At 39.5% G+C, this 21,319-nt stretch carries 17 protein-coding genes; 5 read left to right on the top strand and 12 right to left on the bottom strand.

The genetic code is table 11. The features are described from left to right. Positions 1-4: 4 nt before the first annotated feature. The 7 genes from LEPBI_RS10305 to gap are packed head-to-tail and all read right to left on the bottom strand — an operon-like array spanning position 5 to position 6,082. Positions 5-1,009, bottom strand: a complete 1,005-nt coding sequence (locus LEPBI_RS10305) for a response regulator transcription factor (protein ID WP_012389058.1) — start codon at positions 1,007-1,009, stop codon at positions 5-7. Further along, a complete protein-coding gene (locus tag LEPBI_RS10300; RefSeq protein WP_012389057.1) occupies positions 1,006-2,160 on the bottom strand; it encodes an LIC_12097 family sensor histidine kinase in 1,155 nt (384 codons plus the stop codon). Before LEPBI_RS10300 ends, LEPBI_RS10305 begins: the two co-directional genes overlap by 4 nt. Before the next feature lies 1 nt (position 2,161). Then, on the bottom strand, positions 2,162-2,830 hold the full coding sequence (locus tag LEPBI_RS10295; RefSeq protein ID WP_012476310.1) for an LIC_12096 family protein: 669 nt from the start codon (positions 2,828-2,830) through the stop codon (positions 2,162-2,164). Then, positions 2,790-3,122 (bottom strand): preprotein translocase subunit SecG, encoded by a 333-nt coding sequence (gene secG, locus LEPBI_RS10290; RefSeq protein WP_012389055.1) that lies wholly within the window; start codon positions 3,120-3,122, stop codon positions 2,790-2,792. Before secG ends, LEPBI_RS10295 begins: the two co-directional genes overlap by 41 nt. A gap of 9 nt (positions 3,123-3,131) precedes the next feature. Continuing rightward, complete coding sequence (tpiA, locus tag LEPBI_RS10285; RefSeq protein WP_012389054.1) at positions 3,132-3,881, bottom strand: triose-phosphate isomerase; 750 nt, start codon at positions 3,879-3,881, stop codon at positions 3,132-3,134. Position 3,882: 1 nt separating this feature from the next. Continuing rightward, positions 3,883-5,073, bottom strand: coding sequence for a phosphoglycerate kinase (locus tag LEPBI_RS10280; RefSeq protein WP_012389053.1), 1,191 nt, complete (start codon positions 5,071-5,073; stop codon positions 3,883-3,885). Position 5,074: 1 nt separating this feature from the next. Next, positions 5,075-6,082, bottom strand: coding sequence for a type I glyceraldehyde-3-phosphate dehydrogenase (gene gap, locus LEPBI_RS10275; RefSeq protein ID WP_012389052.1), 1,008 nt, complete (start codon positions 6,080-6,082; stop codon positions 5,075-5,077). A 190-nt stretch (positions 6,083-6,272) separates the two neighbouring features. On the opposite strand from gap, the gene LEPBI_RS10270 reads away from it, so the two are divergent. Beyond that, positions 6,273-7,973, top strand: coding sequence for a GAF domain-containing sensor histidine kinase (locus tag LEPBI_RS10270; RefSeq protein ID WP_012389051.1), 1,701 nt, complete (start codon positions 6,273-6,275; stop codon positions 7,971-7,973). Here the strand turns inward: LEPBI_RS10270 and lepB are convergent. Then, on the bottom strand, positions 7,947-8,477 hold the full coding sequence (lepB, locus tag LEPBI_RS10265) for a signal peptidase I (protein ID WP_012389050.1): 531 nt from the start codon (positions 8,475-8,477) through the stop codon (positions 7,947-7,949). The two genes, LEPBI_RS10270 and lepB, sit on opposite strands and share 27 nt — an antisense overlap. Then, complete coding sequence (locus LEPBI_RS10260) at positions 8,470-10,965, bottom strand: methyl-accepting chemotaxis protein (RefSeq protein ID WP_041769858.1); 2,496 nt, start codon at positions 10,963-10,965, stop codon at positions 8,470-8,472. Before LEPBI_RS10260 ends, lepB begins: the two co-directional genes overlap by 8 nt. A gap of 74 nt (positions 10,966-11,039) precedes the next feature. Here LEPBI_RS10260 and uvrC point away from each other — a divergent pair, with 74 nt between their 5' ends. From uvrC to LEPBI_RS10240, 4 genes are read left to right on the top strand one after another with little or no spacing between them, the layout of a single operon-like run. After that, the gene (gene uvrC, locus LEPBI_RS10255; protein WP_012389048.1) at positions 11,040-12,884 is read left to right on the top strand and encodes an excinuclease ABC subunit UvrC; all 1,845 of its coding nucleotides are present in this window, start codon (positions 11,040-11,042) and stop codon (positions 12,882-12,884) included. 33 nt (positions 12,885-12,917) lie between these two features. After that, on the top strand, positions 12,918-15,743 hold the full coding sequence (locus LEPBI_RS10250; protein ID WP_012389047.1) for an LIC11755 family lipoprotein: 2,826 nt from the start codon (positions 12,918-12,920) through the stop codon (positions 15,741-15,743). Further along, entirely contained in the window at positions 15,740-17,167 is a 1,428-nt protein-coding gene (locus tag LEPBI_RS10245; protein ID WP_012389046.1) for an LA_2168 family protein, read from the top strand. The genes LEPBI_RS10250 and LEPBI_RS10245 overlap by 4 nt, the downstream gene beginning before the upstream one ends. Continuing rightward, positions 17,164-18,798, top strand: a complete 1,635-nt coding sequence (locus tag LEPBI_RS10240) for a phospholipase D-like domain-containing protein (RefSeq protein WP_012389045.1) — start codon at positions 17,164-17,166, stop codon at positions 18,796-18,798. The genes LEPBI_RS10245 and LEPBI_RS10240 overlap by 4 nt, the downstream gene beginning before the upstream one ends. Here LEPBI_RS10240 and LEPBI_RS10235 read toward each other — a convergent pair whose 3' ends face one another. The 3 genes from LEPBI_RS10235 to LEPBI_RS10225 all read right to left on the bottom strand — a co-directional run bounded on the left by LEPBI_RS10235 (position 18,799) and on the right by LEPBI_RS10225 (position 21,314). Further along, a complete protein-coding gene (locus tag LEPBI_RS10235; protein ID WP_012389044.1) occupies positions 18,799-18,984 on the bottom strand; it encodes a hypothetical protein in 186 nt (61 codons plus the stop codon). 43 nt (positions 18,985-19,027) lie between these two features. After that, on the bottom strand, positions 19,028-20,269 hold the full coding sequence (locus LEPBI_RS10230) for an MFS transporter (protein WP_012389043.1): 1,242 nt from the start codon (positions 20,267-20,269) through the stop codon (positions 19,028-19,030). Between the two features lie 61 nt (positions 20,270-20,330). Continuing rightward, the gene (locus tag LEPBI_RS10225) at positions 20,331-21,314 is read right to left on the bottom strand and encodes an LBF_2017 N-terminal domain-containing protein (RefSeq protein ID WP_012389042.1); all 984 of its coding nucleotides are present in this window, start codon (positions 21,312-21,314) and stop codon (positions 20,331-20,333) included. Positions 21,315-21,319 lie beyond the last annotated feature (5 nt).

Here is a 21,319-nt window from a genome sequence, read left to right as displayed (position 1 = left end):
ATCGTTATGATTTAGAATCCACTTCGTAGATGGATAAGGATTTAAATCCAGTCCGTCCTTCTCTGTTGATCATCGCGATTGTTTCTGTGCACACACCTGGTTTGATATTAAAGATCAATTGGTCAGAAATTTCACGGCAGATGTAGAGCCCCCGACCGTGGCTGTCTTCCAAACCTTTTGGAAAACCCGTTGATTCATCAATGCTGATATGACGATCCAATCGATGTAAGATCTCTTCCTTACGTAAGGAACCAAATTGATCCCGAACCACTATAAAGATTGTACTTTCGGTTGATCCATATCCGATTAAAAAATAATCATCAGGCATCAATTGAATATTGTCAAGAGGCACCACCATATCATGGCTTGGAATTTCAAATTGGTATTTGTATTCCCCTTCATTTGTCCTAGGTGCACGGATCATCGCATTGGATGTGAGTTCTTCTAACACCTGTTGAATGGCCTTTGGTGCACCAAGTTGGATTAAATTTTTGGAAATTTTACCACATAAAATGGAACGATCTTGGTCCGATTTGATCTGTTTGTAAACGATGCCATTACTTGGAGCGTCTTCAAAATCACTATTGATGTTTTGGTCGTATACTTGGAAGTCTTTTGAAAAATACTTTTCAATCCCAAAGATGTCATTTGATAATAGTTTCTGGACCATCACCTCAATGAGATGGATGTCTAAAAAACTATACTTTGGAATGATATTCCAAATTTGAAGGTCCTTCGCATATTTGATGTACTCATTGATATTGTATGCAGTCATGAGAGCATACAATACATGTGGAAATTCTTTTTGGATGAGTTTGACAAGATCGATTCCTGATTTTCCAGGAAGTCGAATATCAGTTATGGTTAAGTCAATTTTTTCATTTGTTAAATACCAAACGGCTTCTTCAAAATGTTCCGCCCCAAACACATTAAATTTGGTACTCAAGAGATCCATGATCGCTTCACGTATCGAATGAATGTCTTCTACAATCAAAATGGATTGTTTCATGAATTTGGCTCCGTAATATCATTTGTGAGCGGAAAAGAAATTGTGAATCTTGTCTTTTGTTCTACTGATTTGACAGATATGTTTCCATCATGTTCTTTTACAATAGAGTGGCAAATGGATAGCCCAAGCCCTGTTCCTGTTCCTGATTTGTTACTAGTAAAAAATGGATCAAAAATTTTTTGGATGATGGAGTCAGGAATTCCGCCCGCATTGTCTTCGATAATAATATGAAGCCAGTTTTTTGTCTTACGTATCTCAATCGAAATTTCCCCAGGTCTATAATCGAATGCTTGTAAAGAATTACGAAATAAGTTCATAAATAAGCGCTCCATCTTGCCTGGATGGAAAGGGAATTGGTACTCGTGATCACAAGTGATCCGCCAATTTATATTTTTACTCAAATGAGGATACAATCGAATGACCGTATCTTTTGCGCGAGTAATGGTTTCGACAATATCACCGAGTGTGACTTTGACTTTGTCTGTTTTTGCAAATGAAATGATATCGGAGACAATGATTGCTGCTCGAGATATATCATTTTTAATCATATCCAAACGTTTTTCAATTTGTTCGGGAGGTTGGTTTTGCCAATTTGCTTTTAAATTTTGTAATGTTAAACTAATTCCCGTTAGAGGATTGTTTAACTCATGTGCAATACCTGAGATTAAAATCCCAAGTGAAGCAAGGTTACGCATTCGAAATGACTCTTCTTCCTTGTCTCGTTGTTTTGTGACATCTGATATTTTTTCCACCATCCAAAACAAATCTTCTTGTTTGGGGTAGGGGTAAAATTCCAAAAGTAGGGTTTGTTTTTTATCTTCTGATCGGAAAAAAATTTCACGGGTGATTGGTGTGGAATAAGACTGATTTTTGTCCTTGGATTTGACATTGATTTTGGGACAATATGGGCAAACGTCTGTTCGTTGGTATAAAACCTCGTAACATTTTCGGTCCAATAATTCATCATATTTATTGTTTTTTGCGAATCGAATGGTGGCTAAATTTGCCCTTTGGATATTAAAGTCGGAATCGATGAGTACAAGAGGGTCTTGCACCACATCATAAATGGCCTCCAGTTCTCTCGCTTTTTCTGCGACCTTTTCGATGTTTTCGATCGAATGTGAGTCTCCATGATTTATAAATTCTGACAAATTAGTAACCTAAGGATTGGTTGAGTTGTTTGAACATCTTCTTTTGGTTGGGATTGCCACTTGATTTTTGTAGGGCATTAATGGAAGCAAGTTGGCTATAAAAATCTAATAAAAATTTGATATAGAAGTCTTTTTTAAAATCATTTCGTTCTTGTTTGATCGAATCATTTCGTAAAGTAGAAAGTGGAAAACTATCACTCCCATCAATGCCAGAAAATTGGATCACCATATCGTTTACGGAATCATCTAGAGGAGTGGAATCTGTAATTTTGGTTTTTGTTTTTTGTTCAATTTCTGTGTCTTCCGTTGTGATTTGGATCTCTACCTTGGATAAGACGGAACCATTGAATTCCAGTAAAATGGATTTTTCTTCCGAATGTTTGATTCGATTTTTATTTTGTGGGTCTGGGTCCACTTTGAATTTTCGGATCCGAATGCCTGTTCGATTGGGATAGGTCCCAATGAAAGTAATTGTTGTATTGGCAGGTAAGGATGACAATTGTTCATAAGACAAAAGATCCCTAGCCTTTGCGATGTCTCGGTAAAGGTTTAGAATTTCTTTGTCTAACCGATTTTCTTTTTCGATAATGTCAGTCTCAGCGAAAAGACTGACATTTAGTAAAAAAAGACTAAGGAGTGCTAGGTGCCGGTACTTCGGGAGTTGTTCCATCAGTTTCTACCGGGGCTTCCAAACTTGGTTCTAAATCGGGAACCAATACTTCATCTTTTTTCGCAAACACAAACGAAAGTGCAAGTGACAAAACGATAAACAAAATTGCTGCCACTCGTGTTGTTTTTGTCATCACATCAGCGGTAGACGCTCCAAAAACAGATTGGCTTGCGGTTGAACCGCCGAGCATTCCTGCACTTCCACCTTTTCCTGTTTGGATCATCACAAGTAGGATGAGAAAAAGAGAGAGAAGAACAAATAGAGTGAGAATGGTTCCTGCAAAAAATCCCATAAAGTATCCTTATTTTAAAAGTCCTAAAAATAAATCCAATTTTTGACTGGCTCCACCAACGAGGCCACCGTCAATATTTGGTTTGGCGAGAAGTTCCTTGATGTTGTCAGGTTTGACTGAACCACCATAAAGAATTTGAATGTTCTCCGCCACAAGGTCTGCACCAACAAATAATTTGCCAATTTCTTTTCGGATAAAGGCATGCGCTTCTTCCGCTTCTACGGGAGTTGCTACTTTTCCCGTTCCAATGGCCCAAACTGGTTCATAGGCAATCACGAGGTTTTTGAAAAGGTCACTTGTGATCCCTTTTAATCCTTTGCCAATTTGGTCCTCTAACACAGAAAAGGTGTTTCCTTTTTCTCGTTCGGCCCAAGTTTCCCCGACACAATAGACAACTCGTAGTCCATGTTTTAAGAAGTAGGAGATTTTGGTATTGTCAAATTCGGATGTTTCTCCGAGGAATTGTCTCCTTTCCGAGTGGCCCACAAGAACGGTTTGGATGCCCAGTTCTGCCAGCTGGACTGGGGAGATTTCACCTGTCATGGCGGTAAGCCCCGATTGGTAGGCATTTTGTGCCCCCACGATGAGTTGGGAGTCTCGGGCAATGGATGCCACTGACTCCAAATGGAGGGCACTCGGGAAGACCATGATTTCATAAGAAGAAGAGTCACAAGCCGAGAGTAAACCTTTGGTGATTTCTTTTGCCTCCGCTAGCGTGAGGTTCATTTTCCAATTCCCTGCGATGATCTTCTTTCTCATTTTATTTTTCTTCCTTTGGGAGTAAACATTGTACGCCAGGGAGAGTTCGTCCTTCCAAAAATTCTAAGGAAGCACCTCCACCTGTGGAAATATGAGTGATTTTGTCCGCTACTCCCGCTTTGTTCACAGCGGCAATGGAATCACCACCACCCACAACGGTTTTGGCCTTGGATTTACTGATGGCTTTGGCGATTTCGATGGTTCCTTTTGAGAACTTATCCATTTCAAAGACACCCATTGGGCCGTTCCATAAAATGGTTTTGGCATCTTTTATCGCTTTGACATAGTTGTCGATGGTCTTTGGTCCAATGTCCATTCCCATCCAACCATCGATGATTCCCATTTTGTCCACAGACTTTGTTTTGGCATTGGGATCAAAGGCATCCGCAATGATGTGGTCCACTGGAATTTGCAGGTCAACCCCTTGGATCCCAGCTCGGTCAATGAGTTGGAAGGCTTGGGATTCAAATTCTGGTTCCACAAGGGATTTTCCCACAGGAACCGCTCTTGATTTTAAAAACGTGTATGCCATACCCCCACCAATGAGGAGGTGGTCTACCTTCTCGAGGAGGTTTTTTAAAATGGCAAATTTGGAACTGACTTTGGATCCACCCACAATAGCCACAAAAGGACGCTCAGGTTTTGCGAGTAGGCCACTGAGGACTTCAATTTCTTTTCGCATGAGTAGTCCCGCAAAGGCAGGGAGTAGGTGGGCCACACCTTCTGTCGAAGCATGTGCTCTGTGTGCCGTTCCGAACGCATCATTGACATAAACATCAGCGAGTTTTGCCAGTTCCTTACAGAAACTGGCAACATTTTCCTCTTCTTCCTTATGGAACCGAAGGTTTTCTAAAAGTAGGATTTCACCTTCCCCAAGCGCATTCGTCATTTTCACCACATCGGAACCAATCACAGATTCCGAGAAACTCACTTTGGTTTTGACAAGTTCGGAAAGAACATCAAACACCGGTTTCATGGAATACTTCGGTTCCGGTCCACCTTTCGGGCGACCTAAGTGGCTTCCCAAAATGATTTTAGCACCTTTGGAAATCAGAAGTTCCAAAGTAGGGAGGGTTTTTTCAATCCGAGTTCTGTCCGTTGCTTTTCCGTTTTCCACAGGGACATTGAAATCCACACGAACAAAGACTCGTTTTCCTTTTAGATTTTGTTCTTCGAGAAGAGGTAATTTCATCTTAGCCTTTTTTTGCCATATAACGAACTAGGTCGAGGACTCGGTTGGAGTATCCCATTTCATTGTCATACCAAGATACGAGTTTGAAAAAAGTAGGGCTTAGTTCAATACAAGCATCCGCATCAAAAATAGAAGAACGAATGTCACCAAGGAAGTCGTTCGAAACCACCATGTCTTCCGTATAACCAAGGATTCCTTTCATGGAACCTTCACTTGCTTCTTTCATTTTCTTTTTGATTTCAGCGAGGCTAGTTGGTTTTTCGGTGCGAACGGTTAAGTCCACAACCGATACGTCGGGAGTGGGAACCCGGAAACTCATCCCAGTGAGTTTTCCATTCACTTCTGGGATACAAAGTCCTACTGCTTTGGCAGCCCCTGTGGAGGCAGGGATGATGTTTTGAGCTGCCCCACGTCCACCACGGAAGTCTTTTTTGGAAGGTCCGTCAACGGTTGGTTGGGTTGCTGTCATCGCATGGATCGTTGTCATCAGACCTTCTACGATTCCAAAATTGTCAAGGACCACTTTTGTGATCGGAGCAAGGCAGTTTGTGGTACAAGATGCGTTCGAGACAACATTGTCTTTGGCAGAATCATATTTTTCATGGTTCACACCCATCACAAAGGTAGGGATGTCTTTGTCTTTGGCAGGAGCGGAGATCACTACTTTTTTGGCACCCGCTTTGATGTGTTTTTCAGCACCCACTCGGTCCGTGAAAAGCCCTGTGGATTCGATGACAAAGTCCACTCCGAGTTCTTTCCACGGGAGTTTTTCAGGGTCTCTTTCGGAGAAAGTTTTTACTTTTTTGCCATCGATGATGATTTCGTTGTCTGTGTGAGAAACGTCTCCGTCGAAACGACCATGGGTAGAGTCATATTTGAATAAATAAGAAAGGTTGTCTGGGGTGACAAGGTCGTTGATTGCGACAAATTCTAAATTGGGATCTTTGATTCCGGAACGAAGCACAAGTCGTCCAATGCGACCAAAACCATTAATTGCGATTTTTACCATGAGTTTCTCCTAAAAGGCTCGTATCTAGAGATAAAACGATTTTTTAATTACAGAATTTCGAGTTCGGGGTCTATGTCACTCATTTTAAAAGGAGAAGGTGTAAGGGAAACCAGAGATTTTCGCAATTTTAGGAGTGACTTCTGTCTCTGCCTTTGTATGATTTTTCCACTCCGATCTGTCTAAATTTCCCATGGATCGCTTTACAATCGAGCTCACACGTGCCAGGTTCCAGCAGAATATCTTGGCACAAGTCTCCTCCCATCCGTGTGCTCGGACAGGAGACATCCAAACCTTGGCAGAGTTCATTACAAAATCAGTTTCTGATGTTTTGGAAATTGAACGGGTTGGGGTTTGGCTCTTTAATGATTCTAAAAATGAACTCAAAAATATTGCCACCTACATACGGAGTAACGAGTCCCATACAACGGGAGCCATTTTAAAGGAAAAAGAATTCCGCGAAGAGTTCCAATATTTGGTGAAAGAAAAATATGTGGATGCAAACGATCCCTATACCGATCCGCGCACCAAAGGATTTATTGAATCCTACCTCAAACCCAATGGAATCACGGCTATGTTAGATGGAGTGATCCGGATGGGAGAAGAGCTAATCGGAACCCTCTGTTTTGAACATGTTGGAAAGATCCATGAATGGACGGAAGATGAAATCACATTCTGTAGTCAGTTAGGTGATCAAATAGCCCTCACCATCAGTAACAAAAGGAAAAATGAAATCAATGATGAACTCATTGCCAGAGAAAATGAACTAAAGGAACTCAATGAAAGTTTGGAACGGCTAGTCGAAGAACGAACGAAAAAATTAAAAACATCGAATGAAGAATTAGAACAAACCATCTCTACCTTAAAAAAAGCACAAAACCAATTAGTGCTTTCTGAAAAAATGGCAAGCCTTGGACAACTCGTAGCAGGGATTGCGCATGAGATCAATAATCCTATCGCCGCCATCCAAGCATCTGCTGAAAACTTGAAAGAATCTTTATTTGAATCGGAGCTTTCGGTTTTCCAAAAAGAATTGAAAGTACTGCTCCCCGATGACAAAAACCAGAAACAATTTTTGGAATGCATTCAAATCCTCAAATCGCGAATCGAAATCACCTCAGGGCGAGATCGAATGCAAAGAAGAAAACGAATCGAAGCTTGGTTAGTGGACCAACATATCTCTGATTCTTTTTCCTTTCATCTGATCGATACTGGATTTGATTTGGATGTATTGGATTTGTTTCCCCAGTTGTTTAGCGGAGAGAATTTAGAAGGAATCCTCAAATTTTTAGTTGAGGAAATCACTGTATACCAATCCCTTCATATCATGTTACTTGCTGTCGAACGAGCGAGTAAAATGACATTTGCATTAAAAAACTTTGTACGTTATGAAATTTCGAAAGATCCGATCCAAGTGAATGTATTAGAAAACATTGAAACGGTTCTCACTTTATACCAAAATCAATTCAAAAAAAATGTAATCCTAAAGAAGGATTTTGTGGAACTACCTTACATTGAAGGTTACCCAGAAGAATTATTACATCTATGGACCAATCTCATCTATAACGCACTGCAGGCGATGTCCTTTCAAGGGAAACTTTTGATCCAAACTAAAACTGATGGAAACAAGGTATTCATAATGGTAGAAGATAATGGACCAGGAATTCCGGAATTCATCCAGAACCGAATCTTTGAACCATTTTTTACAACAAAACCTCTGGGAGAAGGGAGTGGGCTTGGGCTCGATATCTGCCGTAAAATTGTAGACCGCCATTTTGGTTCGATCTCATTCCAATCGATACCTGGGAAAACTGTCTTTACGATTGGTTTACCAGTAAAATCTCCAATTGATCATTCGAATCGTTCTCTACCACAAAACAGCAAAGAGGAATGATTCTGGGATGGGACCAAGAGTTCTTGAGTCCACGCCGATTTCTCGGTTGTCAGCAAGTAAAAAGAAACTTTTTTCAGGTACGGTGACTTCCTTCATATCATCATGTTCCGTTTTTCCGGAAGGGATGAGTGCAATCGATTGAGTGGTGGGTTCAGGAAATAAAGTTGGATCAAGGACCGTGCCATTTCGAAAGACCATCCGTTTTTGCACGGAGATCGAATCACCTGGTTTACCGATGATTCTTGCAATGAAATAAGAGTTAGGGTCAAGCGGAGACTTTGCGATCACCACATCACCGATTCCTACATTTCCTTTCCGAAACCATTTGATAAAGTATGCAGTTGTCCCTTGTTTTAATGTGGGTTCCATATACGCATTGGAAATTGAAACGGGAAGTAGAACCTTATATTTCACAAACAGCGCACCCATTAATCCGATGGACATCGGTAAAAGAATGGCGATGAGTTTTGTTTTGAGTGGTACTTTACTTTTTTGTTTAGACATGGAAATAGTTAATCTCTTTACGTAAACTTTCTGTGAGTTGGTTCATGTTTTGTGAATTTGACTTTGTGCCATCACTTGAAATCGCTGTGGTTTGGGCATGGTTATTGATTTCGGCGATCGAACGTGAGATTTCCATCATTGCCGTTTTTTGTTCTTCTGTGGCCTCTCTGATCATTTCCGAAAGTTCTCGAATTTGAGTGACACCTTCATTCACTTCTTCATTTGTCTCAATTTGTTTTTGTACCACAGTTCGGATTTCTTTCGTCATTTGATTGATTGAATTCACTCCAGTGATGGTCTCACTCAAAATGGAAATGGATTGGTCAATTTTTTCTTGGCCTTGGTTGATTTCGACTTCGTTCTGTTTGATGAGTTCTTCAATGTCATCGATCGATTTGGCTGTTTTATCGGCGAGTTTGGAAATTTCATCTGCGACAACGGCAAACCCTCGGCCACTGGCACCCGCTCTTGCTGCTTCGATGGCGGCATTCAGTGCAAGTAAGTTGATTTGTTCTGAAATATTATGAATGATTTCGACAACATTTGTCATTTCTGACGAGGACTGATAAATTTTGTCCATGGAGAGTTTCATTTCACCAAGTGAAGATTCTCCTTTTTTCGCATCTTTTGTGATTTCTTCCACTCGGACATCTGCAATTTGGAACTTTTTATCGATCTCTGAAACTGCATGATTTAACTCAGTCATTTTTTTCATAAGTGATGCTAATGTGAAAGATTGTGTTTCTGTTCTTTGCGCCACACTTTCAATGCCTGCTGTGATTTCTTCAATGGATGCTGAAATTTCTTCGCTACTGGCTGCTTGGTTTTGTGCTGCATCCGAAAGTGTTAACATAGATTCATAAATTTCGGAACTTGTATTGGTTAGTTCTGTGGATACATTTTGAGTTTGGTTGACAATTTGGCGTAGTTTGGTTTGGAATTCAAACATAGCGTTGGCCATACTACCAATTTCATCCCGACTGGCATCATAAAAATCTGATTTTAAGTTTCCTTTGACCATCTCACTGATGCGAACTTTGATGCGTTCCAATGGTTTCAGTTTAGATTCAATCACAAGCACTGTGACAATACCGATCATGAGTACGACCAAAATGGAAATCCCAAGAGTCATGAGTAGGCTAGTGAGTGTTTTTTCATACAATTCTGCATTTTCAAAAATACAATAGATGATATAATTGAATTCTGGGTTTTTGACAAAAAAGATTCGTTTTTGGGATCCGTCTTCTGTGGAATCTACAAATCCAAGAGCCTCCTTACTTTGGTAAGGCGTATCAAAGACTAACATTGTTTTGGCGTTGTTCCCAATTTCTTTTTTATCGGTAAAATAAACAATGGTTCCGTCACCGTCAAAAAACCCAACTTTTCCTGAATTTCCGATCTTTAAATTGCCTAAGATAAAACTGGAAAGTTTTCCGATATTCAGAAATCCCCCCACATAACCTTGGAACTGGTTGTTTTCATAAACAGGTAGAGTGTATGGGGAAACAATATCTCCTGAAATCCGAGAACGAATGCTTGTATGTCGGAGTGGCCCTTGTCTTGCTAAATCACCATCCTCAATGTAAAAAATCCCACCTGTTTTGGATTTGTCATATTCATTGGTAGAAATAAAAATTCCATCTTCTGGTTTATAATAAAATAATGCTTCCACGGCATGATTTGTACTTCTTAGTTGGATTTCATTTAGAACATTCCGTATTCCATTTAAGTTCCGTTTTACGATTTGGTCTTTCAGTTTGTTTTCCGTAAAAATGGAAATTGTCAATTTGTCTCGAAAATCAACAAGGGTCAGTCGCATCAAAGATTCCGAATCCATCACCGATTGTTGCATCGTTGTATTCACAAGATCTAACTCTTGTTTGAAGTTCATACGATAATTGATGATAAACAAAAGTAGAATCGCCGCTAAAAAGGCAAGGACAGTTTGGAAACCTAAGTTTCGTGATAACCTTCTGGTATTGATCCTTGAGTTTTTATCCAATCGTATGGAAAGAAGAATGCCTTTGGTATTGAATTTGGTTTCTACATATCCAATGAAAATCGATTGGAATAAAATCGTAAAGGCAACCGTCATTCCAAGTCCAATGGCAAGTTCACTGAGAAGGACAAAATTTATGGACTTTTGGAACACAAGAAGGGCCACAAGGACAAATAGATACCCAACCGAATACCGAATGATGATATCAATCATGGATACCTTTTCGAGATGGTCGAGCCAGAAGTAAGCTTTGTGGTTGTCCTTATTTGTCGCAGTTCCATTAAAAATACGGTAAACGCTTGAAAACCGAATCCAATAAAATGTGATACAAAAACTAAGTAAAAAGACGACGATAATCGCTGTGGAAATTAGAATGATTTGAAGTTCTTCGGTTGTCCATTGCGTAAAAAAATAAATATATGACAGTAAAATCGGGAATCCAATTAAGTAGTTAAAACCTTCAAGACCAAAAATTATAAATTTGATCATTTTCCGTATGTCCATACCATAGGGATACAGATTGTCTAAGAATTGTAAACGTAAAATTCCTGAATCAACTCTTTATGAAAGACTCACTTGTACTAAAAACCATCCAAGAAAAAATTAAAAATTTAGGTAGTTTACCTGGTTGTTATCTTTGGAAAAATGAACTGGGACAAGTGATTTATGTGGGTAAAGCACTCAAACTCCAATCGCGAGTTAGGTCCTATCTCAATCCCAACCAAAAAGACAGAAAAACTCGAGCTCTTTTTGTCGAATTATATGACCTAGATTGGATAGCCACAGGAACCGAAAAAGAAGCACTTCTCCTCGAAGCCACTCTCATTAAAAAATACAATCCAAAGTTTAATGTTAGGTTAAAAGACGATAAAAAATATCCCTTCTTATGTGTTTCCACAAGTGAAGATTATCCGATGGTATTTCTGACAAGAAAGGTCAAAGACAATGGAGACAGATACTTTGGTCCCTTTACCGATGTGAAAGCCGCACGAGATACACTCGAGCTAATACACCGGATTTTTCCCATTCGCAAAACAAAATTAAAACTCCCTCTCCCAAAACCACAAAGACCATGTCTCAATTTTCATATGGGTCGGTGTCTCGGTCCATGCCAAGGGAATGTCACGAAGGATACCTATTCAGAGTTAGTGGATGAGATTTTACGATTTTTAGAAGGGAAAAAGGAACGACTTGTCGCTGATTTAAAAAAAGCAATGATGGATGCCTCATCCAAAATGGAATATGAAAGGGCAGGATTTCTCAAACAAAGGATTGAAAAAATCAACCAACTCCGAGAGAAACAAACAGTTGTGAGTATGGATGGGGGAGATGAAGACATTCTTGGGATCAGCAAACGAGAGGATGAAGGCCAAATTTTGATCCTGGAAGTCAGAGGAGGGAGACTCGAAGGGAAAAAATCATTTCCGCTCACTGGACTTTCTTTTTCGGATGATGAAGAAGCTTTTACTTCCTTTCTAAGAGATTATTATTTAAATGTGACTGTCTTACCGAGTGTTGTGTATTTGCCCACATCGGCAAAAGGGAACTATGATGTTTTTTTAGAAGCAATCTTAGAAAAATTTGGCACTTCCATCAAACTCAAATTTCCAGAGATGGGTCCCAAAAAATCCCTCCTCCGACTCGCAGAAAAAAACGCAGATCTTAGTTTAACAGAAAGGATCCTTGCCACAAAACTCCGTGACCAAACGGTTGCGATGAAAGAACTCCAAGAGAAATTAAACCTTCCGACTTTGCCAAGGACCATTGAATGTTATGATATCTCTCATTTCCAAGGTAGTTTGCCTGTCGCCAGTGGTGTGATGTTTGTAGAGGGAAAACCATACAAACCTGGGTATCGGCATTACAAAATGCGTGGCTACGAAGGGATCAATGACCCAGGAATGATCCATGAAGTCATTGCAAGGAGACTCAGCCATCTTGTAAATGAAGAGGAACCACTCCCAGATCTCATTGTGATTGATGGAGGTCTCACTCAATTGTCGCGAGCGGCGGAGGCAGCGAATGCATTGGACTTGGGTCACATACCTATGGTAGGCCTTGCGAAAAAACGAGAGGAGATCTATTTCCCAGGTGAAAAACACCCCTATAGTTTCGATCAACATTCGCCTATGATGCGTCTCCTTCGGAATTTAAGAGATGAAGCACACAGATTTGGTGTTACTTTCCAAAGGTTACAAAGGAAGAAAAAAGCACTCAAATCCATTTTGGATGATATTCCAGACATTGGTGCGAGCCGAAGGAAAAGTATCCTCATGTACTTCCAAGCGAAAAAAAAAGTAACAGATGCGACACGACAAGAATTGGAAAAAGTCCAAGGCATTGGTCCCGTGTTAGCTGAAAAAATTTTTACAAATATACAAAACCTAAAAAAAATCGAACCGAAATAAGGATTTTTCACCACACCACTTGGGAGTGGCAACGTGAATCCTTTCAGACTTTTTTTTATCGTTTTTGTTCTGTCTTGTCACACAAAAGGAAACCATCCTTTTTTTTTGAATCCATCTGAGATGGGAGATACTCCCGAATTTTTTTTTGAATATGGGAGTATCGGTACTCCAATCGAAACAGATAAACCCAATGAATTCACTCATTACCAAAATGGAATTCTTTGTGTTTTTTCCATCCCCATCCAACTATACAATCAAGAGTTAGGTGCCAAATTTAGAATCTGTTGGAAAACCGATGAAAAGAGTGCGGTTCGTATCCAAAATGGATTCACTCACTTAGAATCCAAGGAAACGGAATACCTTCCTTTTTTGGAAAAAGGAAAGGATTGGAATTTATCCCTCTCCGAATTGGGAAAATGGAAAGGGACCCATGATCCTTTTCCACCCATTTTAGAATGGAAAAACCAGATATGGTCATCGGGGATTGTCACCTACCAAACCTTCGCCATCCCACATCCCCGTTTCGTTCAAACGAAAGAGTTCGAATGTGAAGTTATCTTTCGTTCTTATGTTTTGGATGTTTCGGAAAATAAAACACCAATACTTGTATTTCAATTTCCATGCCCGAATCCCGATTCCATTTTGAAAACCATCTTATCCCAAAACCAAACTTGGTTTCTTCAATGCGAAACAGAATCACCCGTCGTTTCCGAATTATTCCGCCATTCCGAATCATCGTACCAACGTTTTATGGAATGGCAAAATCCAAATGATTTTGTGTTATGCCCCTCTGCCAAATCCATCGTGAGAGAGAAAGAGGGTGAAATCACAAATTTCCAATCAGAAGAGTTTTTAAAACGAAGCCGATTGATTTTACCTCATGGAATTTTACTTTTTTCGGATGACCCACGTTTCCAAGGGATCCCCATTCCCAAAACATTTGTATCTGAACTAGGTACAAGGGAAGGATTTCAATTTGGAAATTCTTTTTATGATGACTTGCCATTTTCTTTCCATCAAGGGGAAAATTTTTTTTCGATCCAAACTGATTCCACTTCCTGCAGAGATCAGTTGAACATATGGAAAACAGAACAAACGTTTTGTGGAAATCCTGGTCTTCCCAACATGTTGGAAAAAATACCTGCCAAAGAACAAATCAATGGTTGTACACCAACACAAATCAAACTCACTGAATTTTATCCAGGCAATCATAAGGAAACCAATTTCCCACTTCCTGCCTTCTTTGAATTCCAAAACCAAGGTGATGATTGTGATGTATCTTCTCTCAATTGGATTTTAGATGGAGCCATTTATCCATTCTCTGCCAAAGAAGAGATCCTGAAACAAGAAGATATCATTCTTTTCACTAGGGAACGATGGTTAGGTTGGAACTTTTTAGAAAGAGTCAAACCATTTTCCATTCCTAAAGTTTCCTTCCAAATCCCGAATTTTGTAATCCAAAATCGAAAATCAAAGGAATCGATACCTTATGAACCAAACGCCAATCGTTTCCATTTATTAAGAAAAGGAAACCAAAACATTATTTCCATCTACACCGATGGATTGGAGATTCCTCATCCGAAGTCCAATAGTGACGAGAACTTACAGGTATTTGGTTTTCAGTTGAGTCCAGGAAAACATCAAAAGACAGAAATTCATTGGATCGGAAGCAAACTTTTAGAATTTGCAAAGAATCCGTATCCTTTTTTTGATTTTGGATTTTTGGAACTTGAGGAGGGGATTGGGGCATTCCAAACTGAGGACCAAAAAGAATATTTTTATTGGAAACCAAGAGCACTCAAACTTTTAAGTTTTGCTTATGGACCAAGTGTTTGTAATGGTGAGAATCTTTACCATCTACCAGCCGGTTTTTTTTCTGATCAATTTAATTCCCTAACTTACAAGGACCAGGTGACTTCAGCATTCGTTGAGTCTCGTTGGTCTGAAGATTCCTTAAATGAAAAATCATTTGGGGAAACACGTTCTCTCCATCCTGAAACTTCACCGATTGATTTTTCTTCCTCAGTGTTTCCATCTCCCCATTGCCCTGGGTTATGGAGGAGTCCTGGTTCTGAAAAACACAGAAGTTTGGAACTTAGAAAATTAACACCAGAAGAAAGTTACCATTCTAATTTGATTTTGGATTCTTTTTTGGAAGTACAATATGGAAATTTGAGGCAAATTTTCCATGTTCCGATTCATTTCCTTTCCCATCTTTCCTTCCAGCTAAACCTATCAAGTGTTATCTTAGAACATTCGGAAGAACAAATCTATTCTTATTTTTCTCATCCGATGTTGATTGAACCCATTGGTTTCTTAGAAAAAAAGGGTCCAGTCCAAATCGAGGCGATTTACCCGAATCCCAACGTACCGCAGAATGAATGGATTTATATCTGCAATCGTTCCATGAATCCGGAAGACATAAGCCAATATTTCATTGAAGATGAAACTTCTTCCGATCAAATTGTGCCATACCAAACTCGATTTCCTGGAACCAATCCAAAAGCTAAAAATGGATATGGATTTGTTACCAATGATACGATCCTTTGGCAAGGAACTTGTGCTTGGATTGTCGACCCTGATGGAAGTGATTGGTATGTTCCGATTTTCCATTCAGAATCGGATAGGCTCTTCACCGTCATTTCCACACAAACCATCGGCAATGGAATTTCTTCTGGAGAATCCATTCAGTTAAGAAAGAGAGTGAATGGGGAGACCATTCTCATTTCATCTTTTGGGCATAAAGAAAGTGCCTCACCGTTTCGAAAGTATGTGAATTCAGGTGAATACCTCTGGTTAAAAAAAAACAGTGACGGGACCAAGTCAAAAGATTTTGAAATCTATCGTGAGGAAAATTGAATTTCCTTCGCTCCATCACTCCAATTGTTTTTGGGTTTTTGTTTTTTTTACCTATGAGTTCGGTTGATTCTTTGGGATGGGAGGTTGGGATTTTAGGTTACGAATTATTTTTAAAAGAAAACCAAAACCAAAAACAATTGGTCGTCCCAGGTTGGGACTTTCATACACGAAACTGGGGAAAGGTATTTCAATCAGAGGCCTACCTTCACAGAGTCTCCAGCGAATCTTTGTTTGTCGGTTTGAAAGATAAAAACAGAAAGAACCAAATCCATTGGGATTTGGATATAAAACTGACTTCTGGTCCCGAGACAGGACTCAGAAATTATTATTTAGGGAAAAATCATTTTTTAGGTTACGAGACCAAAGTATTTTTTTTAGGAGTGGGGCGAAGGGAACATTTATTTTCCCCTAAAAGTTTCAGCTCTTTTTTTGATGGTGGGGAAGGCCTCTTTCTCGAATTAAAACCAGAGAAATCCTTCCTTGTCCAATTTTTCCTTTGGGACCATTATTCGGGATCCCTTTTATTCTCCAAAGATCAATTCCGGCATTTACTTTATGTATCAGATGAATATGAAACCAATTCAAAAACTCAAGTTACAAGCTTTAGTCGAAACCATCACCGAAGGCAAAGTTTTGGATTGATTTACGGTGACTTTTTGACACTTCGAATTGGGTTTCATTATTTGGAGCTCGGAAGTTTTGGTCCAAATACAAAAGACCATCCCCCAGAAACTAAAAAAAGTTTTGCAGATGGAGACTCGTTATTCTCCGGAAATTTTGGTTTTGGTGCCCATTTCGAACACTTCTCGTTTGAATTTGATTTTTTATGGTCGAAAGGCAATGATAGAACACGATCAAAACTAGCGGCTCACTCTGGATCTATCCCCATCGCTGGTGAAGCCATTCAGTTAGGAACCGAACTTCGATTTGGTGGTTTTAAATTTAGAAGTTCCCATTTTTTATCGGATCGAGCAGAAACAAATGAAAAACACCAGATCGTAAAGGAAGGTTACATTTCGTTTGGCACTCATCCTAGTCAAACGCCTTACTTATCTCAAATCTTTCGTGTATTTCCTTCCGCGGCAGTGACTGAAAAAGGTTATGAAAAGAACTTTGCCATCATCGAAGGACGTTCCTTTGGTTATTTGACTGAGCTTGTGATCAGTTTTGAATTCCCTCCATTGGTAGTGAAATGCATAGGAAACTATTTTGTCCCATATAAACAAAACGTTCCGAGTGACGGAAGGATCAGTGTCAATCGACGAGAATTCGAAAGGTTTTTCCTAGCAGAAGGAATGATGGAAGTTTCTCTGAAAGAGGAAGCGGGACTTGAGTTAGGTGTAGGAATCTCTCAATTATTTTTACCAGAAACATTCAATCTCACCTCCAATTTTGGATATGTATATGGAAGGTTACAAATTTGAACTCTAAGACAAAGATTCAATTCCAACGTCTGGTTTGGATCATAATTGGCATCCATTTGATCCAATGCCGTACACATAAATCCAATTACGATCTTTCTTCCTTTTTATTCTCCAATCCACCGATCAGCGAAATTTATTTTTCGAGTCCTGGTCGGGATATTCCTCTCGAAACAAAACGGAAGGTAAAAGAAGTGATTTTATCCGAAATTCGAAAATCGAAGGAATCGATTCGATTGTATGTTTATTCTTTAGATGATTATGAAATCATCACCGAATTATATGCGAAAAAAAGAGCTGGGTTAGACATTCAAATCTTTGGTGACAAAGAGGAAGATTACGAGGAAGTCGAATCACTTGGATTTCAGGTGAATCGTTGGGAAGGAACAGGCATCCATCATACTAAAATTTTCCTATTTGATCGAATCAGACTATTTATGGGAACTGGAAATTTCACCACACATGGATTGGAAACAGACCATAATGTGTATTGGATTCAGAATCTCACTTCGGAAGAATCCGAAAATTTAATCCTTACCTTATCTGGTAAAAATCCACTCGGTAGAATACCATTAGGAAGTTTAGAGTATCTCTTTGCACCAGAAGCGGGACTCGAAATCCAATCCAGATTATTAGATGCAATCGATGGAGCAAAGTTTTCAATTCGGTATTTGATTTATTCTCATTATGATCCAGTTTTCACTTTAAAAATATGGGAAGCATGGAAAAGGGGAGTCATTGTCCAAGCTATCTATAATGTCCCGATGAATCCTGAGGCTGAGTTCCTCAGACGCAATTTAAACCAACCTTCACAGATCTGGGAAGATGGAAATGTGGATTTTGTTTTTAAAAACGAATCGTATCGTGGTGGATTGTTACACCACAAAACGATGTTAGTCGATGAGAAAGATGTTTATGTCGGATCTTATAATTATTCAGTTTCAGCACGCGATAAAAACAAAGAATATTTTGTCAAAATGGACCATCCTCTGGTGACTCATGAATTTTTAATGGAGTGGGAACGGATCCGATCCAATGCGATCCCTGTTTCTCTTCTTACCGAAGTGGAAAATCCAAACAACCAATCCGGTTTACACGCTTACTCTTTTCAAAGGTTTCAGAATTCTTTATTTGAAACAAACTTACTTTTCCAAATGAATGGAAACCTTGATTCCAATGCAAACGCGTTATCCAAACAATATGAAACTTCTTTATCCTTAGATGGCCTTAGATTTGCATGGCGGGATCCATTGGGTGCGAATCGATTTATTTTGAATTCCAATTCAGTTGATCCGATATGGGAAGAAAGTGTGGTCAGTGATTTGAATCTTAGTTTACAAAGTTATTTTTTTGGGACGAAAGTGACTCTTTCCAACGGTGAACGAGTGGTATCGGTCTCCATTTGGGATGGAACGAACCCAAAAGAAACCATCATCCTAGATGGTTCTTCCTTTGCTATGGCGAGATCCGATTTTCGGGTTGGTAAAAATCTATGGATGTGGGTGCAAACGGAAGAGCGAACCATTTCATTTTGTCACACCAAACAAAAAGGGAGTTTTCCTAAATGGATGGTGTTTTTATTGAATCGATTGCATACGAAACAGAACCAAAATTTGTTATGTTCTAACGACTAGTCATTCCATTTTGTCTTCGATCACTGGGACTAAGATCTTTGCGATGTCTTCCTGTAATTTCATATAATTATTGATACCCAAATGTGTGATTTGTTTGTTCACATCATTTAACATGGTTTGAATGAGAAGGATGAGGGTGTGTTTTTTATCTTCAGGTAGTTTTGAATCGTGGATCAGATCGGACATGGCCTGTCCAGTCTGTCAGGGAAATGAGAATTTCCAAGCATTTTTAAACCCAGTTTTTGAGCTCGAGTTCTTTTAGTTTCGGTGCCATTTTGTAAGTAAAGATGACAATGAGAACTGTCATTGTGCCTCCAAATACAACAGAACCAACAGTTCCTAAAAACTTGGCTGAGACTCCTGATTCAAAAGCCCCAATTTCATTGGAGGAACCTATGAACACTTTATTGATGGCACTCACTCTTCCTCGCATCTCTTCTGGCGTCATCGTCTGCATAATGGTGGACCTGACAACCACCGAAACACTATCAAATACACCAGACAAAAATAAGGCAAATAGTGATAAATAAAACGATGTTGAGATACCAAATACCAACATACAAATTCCAAATCCAAATACACAGGAAAGTAGGACTCGCCCTGATTTTTCTAAGGGAGGTTTATACGTCAGGTAGTAGGCCATGAGTAGGGCACCAAAGGATGGGGCTGCACGCAAGTAACCAAGCCCTTCCGATCCGACAAATAGTATGTCTTTTGCAAACACGGGGAGAAGGGCAACGGCACCACCAAATAAGACAGCAAACATATCTAAAGCCATCGCACCTAACATGATTTCATTTTTTAAAACAAATCGTAACCCTTTGAGTAAACTATCCTTTAAAGCTTCTTTTTCCTTTCGTTCAGGCAAACTTTGTTTGCGGATCCAAAAGAATAAAAGAAAGGGGAGTCCAATACAAATGGAATCCAATCCATAGGCCCATTCGATACCCAAACTTCCATAAACGATTCCCCCGAGAGCAGGTCCAATCACGGCCCCTGCTTGGAATGAGGTTCCCATCCAAGCAGCTGAATGCGGGTAATGTTCTCTTGGAACAAGTTGTGTGACAAAACTAAAAATGGCAGGTGAGATAAAACCACGCGCAATTCCTGAAACAAGAATCACAAGGAAGATAGGATAGGCTTTGTATGTTTCTAATAAATAATACAATGGGCCTGTAAAGGCAAATAAAGTGAGAGAACAGAGTAATAAAAAGAAAAGACAGACGACAATGATATTACGGCGATCTCTAAGGTCAGCTAGGTGGCCTGCATATAATGCGACAAGAATAGAGGGAATGGCCTCAAATAATCCAACAAGACCTAAATCGAGAACACTGCCTGTGAGTTCGTATACTTGCCAACCCACGATGGTTGCTTGGATATTGATCGCAAGTACCATAAAAAATCGAGCAACGATAAAAAATCGAAAGTCCTTATGTTGGAAGATGGCCAAAGAAAGATTTTTTTTCATCTCGATTCAGCCAATGTTATCTCAAAGAATATTGGGGCAATTCACAAAATCAAAAAATAGTTTAATTTGATTCACTTCCCATTTGGAAGTTTAATGTTTTGACTGGTTCTTGATTTCCAACCTGGTCCACGGCATAATAAAAGATTTGAAATGAACCTTTACATTCTGTTTTTAAATCCACGATGGACAAATCAGAAGTGAATGATTTAAACTCAGACTGAGTTCCTGATTGGCAAGTGGTCGAATACAAAATGTCTTTGAGACCACTGCGATTGTCTTTTGCCACCAATCTGATTTTGGATGAAGGGGATAAAAAATTGACATTCCCTTTTCCTTTTGTGAGAGTTCCAATCCATTCTACTGTAGATTCAGGAGGTTTTGTATCACGGATAAAATCTACAATTTGAACCGGTTCTTTGTTTCCTGCCATATCGATAGAAAAGTATAATAGTTTATACTCTCCTTCTTCCGTAAAGGGGATCGAGGCTAGGGACTTTGTCGAATTCCATTGTCCGTCATTGATCCGGTAACGCACTTCCGCAACTCCCGAAGCATCATCAATGGGTGCCACTGTGATATGGTCTTTCGTTAGAAAACGAGTGCCTTCCTCTTTTTCTTTTACAATCAGAAAACTATCGTTAGAGACAACAGATACAATTTTTTTGGGAATTGGTTTGGGTTCAGCAGTTTTTTTTGTTACAAACTCTCTTGGAACCGATAAAGGAGATCCTGGATCTACATTGGTTGAGAAAACTTGGGTCCAAAATCCTTTTGCGCCGTACTCACCTAACCTTCGCACACGAAAGTATTCAAAATCGTCTTTGGGTGTCACAGTGATCCGATTGCCTTTGAATTGAATCACTTCTGGAGGTTTTGGAGCAATGGATGCTTCGTTTTCGTTTGGTTTTTCTTGCCAAAGTTCTAGTTCGAATTTTGCTTCTGCGTCTGCATCGATTAAAATTCTCAGTTCCCTTTTTGGTTTGGATTCAAGGGAACTGAATAATAAAATGAGTATACTTGTAACGAGAGTTAGCTTTTGTTTCATGTCCC

Source organism: Leptospira biflexa serovar Patoc strain 'Patoc 1 (Paris)', assembly GCF_000017685.1.
Classification (GTDB): domain Bacteria; phylum Spirochaetota; class Leptospiria; order Leptospirales; family Leptospiraceae; genus Leptospira_A; species Leptospira_A biflexa.
The sequence above is the reverse complement of the archived record's forward strand: the minus strand, read 5'-3'. Positions and strand labels throughout refer to the sequence as shown.

Excerpts from the sequence above, each read along its gene's own strand:
- tpiA (WP_012389054.1), bottom strand. The coding sequence starts at position 3,881 with ATGAGAAAGAAGATCATCGCAGGGAATTGGAAAATGAACCTCACGCTA.
- LEPBI_RS10295 (WP_012476310.1), bottom strand. The coding sequence starts at position 2,830 with ATGGAACAACTCCCGAAGTACCGGCACCTAGCACTCCTTAGTCTTTTT.
- LEPBI_RS10270 (WP_012389051.1), top strand. The coding sequence starts at position 6,273 with ATGGATCGCTTTACAATCGAGCTCACACGTGCCAGGTTCCAGCAGAAT.
- LEPBI_RS10280 (WP_012389053.1), bottom strand. The coding sequence starts at position 5,073 with ATGAAATTACCTCTTCTCGAAGAACAAAATCTAAAAGGAAAACGAGTC.
- gap (WP_012389052.1), bottom strand. The coding sequence starts at position 6,082 with ATGGTAAAAATCGCAATTAATGGTTTTGGTCGCATTGGACGACTTGTG.
- LEPBI_RS10305 (WP_012389058.1), bottom strand. The coding sequence starts at position 1,009 with ATGAAACAATCCATTTTGATTGTAGAAGACATTCATTCGATACGTGAA.
- LEPBI_RS10260 (WP_041769858.1), bottom strand. The coding sequence starts at position 10,965 with ATGATCAAATTTATAATTTTTGGTCTTGAAGGTTTTAACTACTTAATT.
- uvrC (WP_012389048.1), top strand. The coding sequence starts at position 11,040 with ATGAAAGACTCACTTGTACTAAAAACCATCCAAGAAAAAATTAAAAAT.
- lepB (WP_012389050.1), bottom strand. The coding sequence starts at position 8,477 with ATGTCTAAACAAAAAAGTAAAGTACCACTCAAAACAAAACTCATCGCC.
- LEPBI_RS10225 (WP_012389042.1), bottom strand. The coding sequence starts at position 21,314 with ATGAAACAAAAGCTAACTCTCGTTACAAGTATACTCATTTTATTATTC.
- LEPBI_RS10235 (WP_012389044.1), bottom strand. The coding sequence starts at position 18,984 with ATGTCCGATCTGATCCACGATTCAAAACTACCTGAAGATAAAAAACAC.
- LEPBI_RS10230 (WP_012389043.1), bottom strand. The coding sequence starts at position 20,269 with ATGAAAAAAAATCTTTCTTTGGCCATCTTCCAACATAAGGACTTTCGA.
- secG (WP_012389055.1), bottom strand. The coding sequence starts at position 3,122 with ATGGGATTTTTTGCAGGAACCATTCTCACTCTATTTGTTCTTCTCTCT.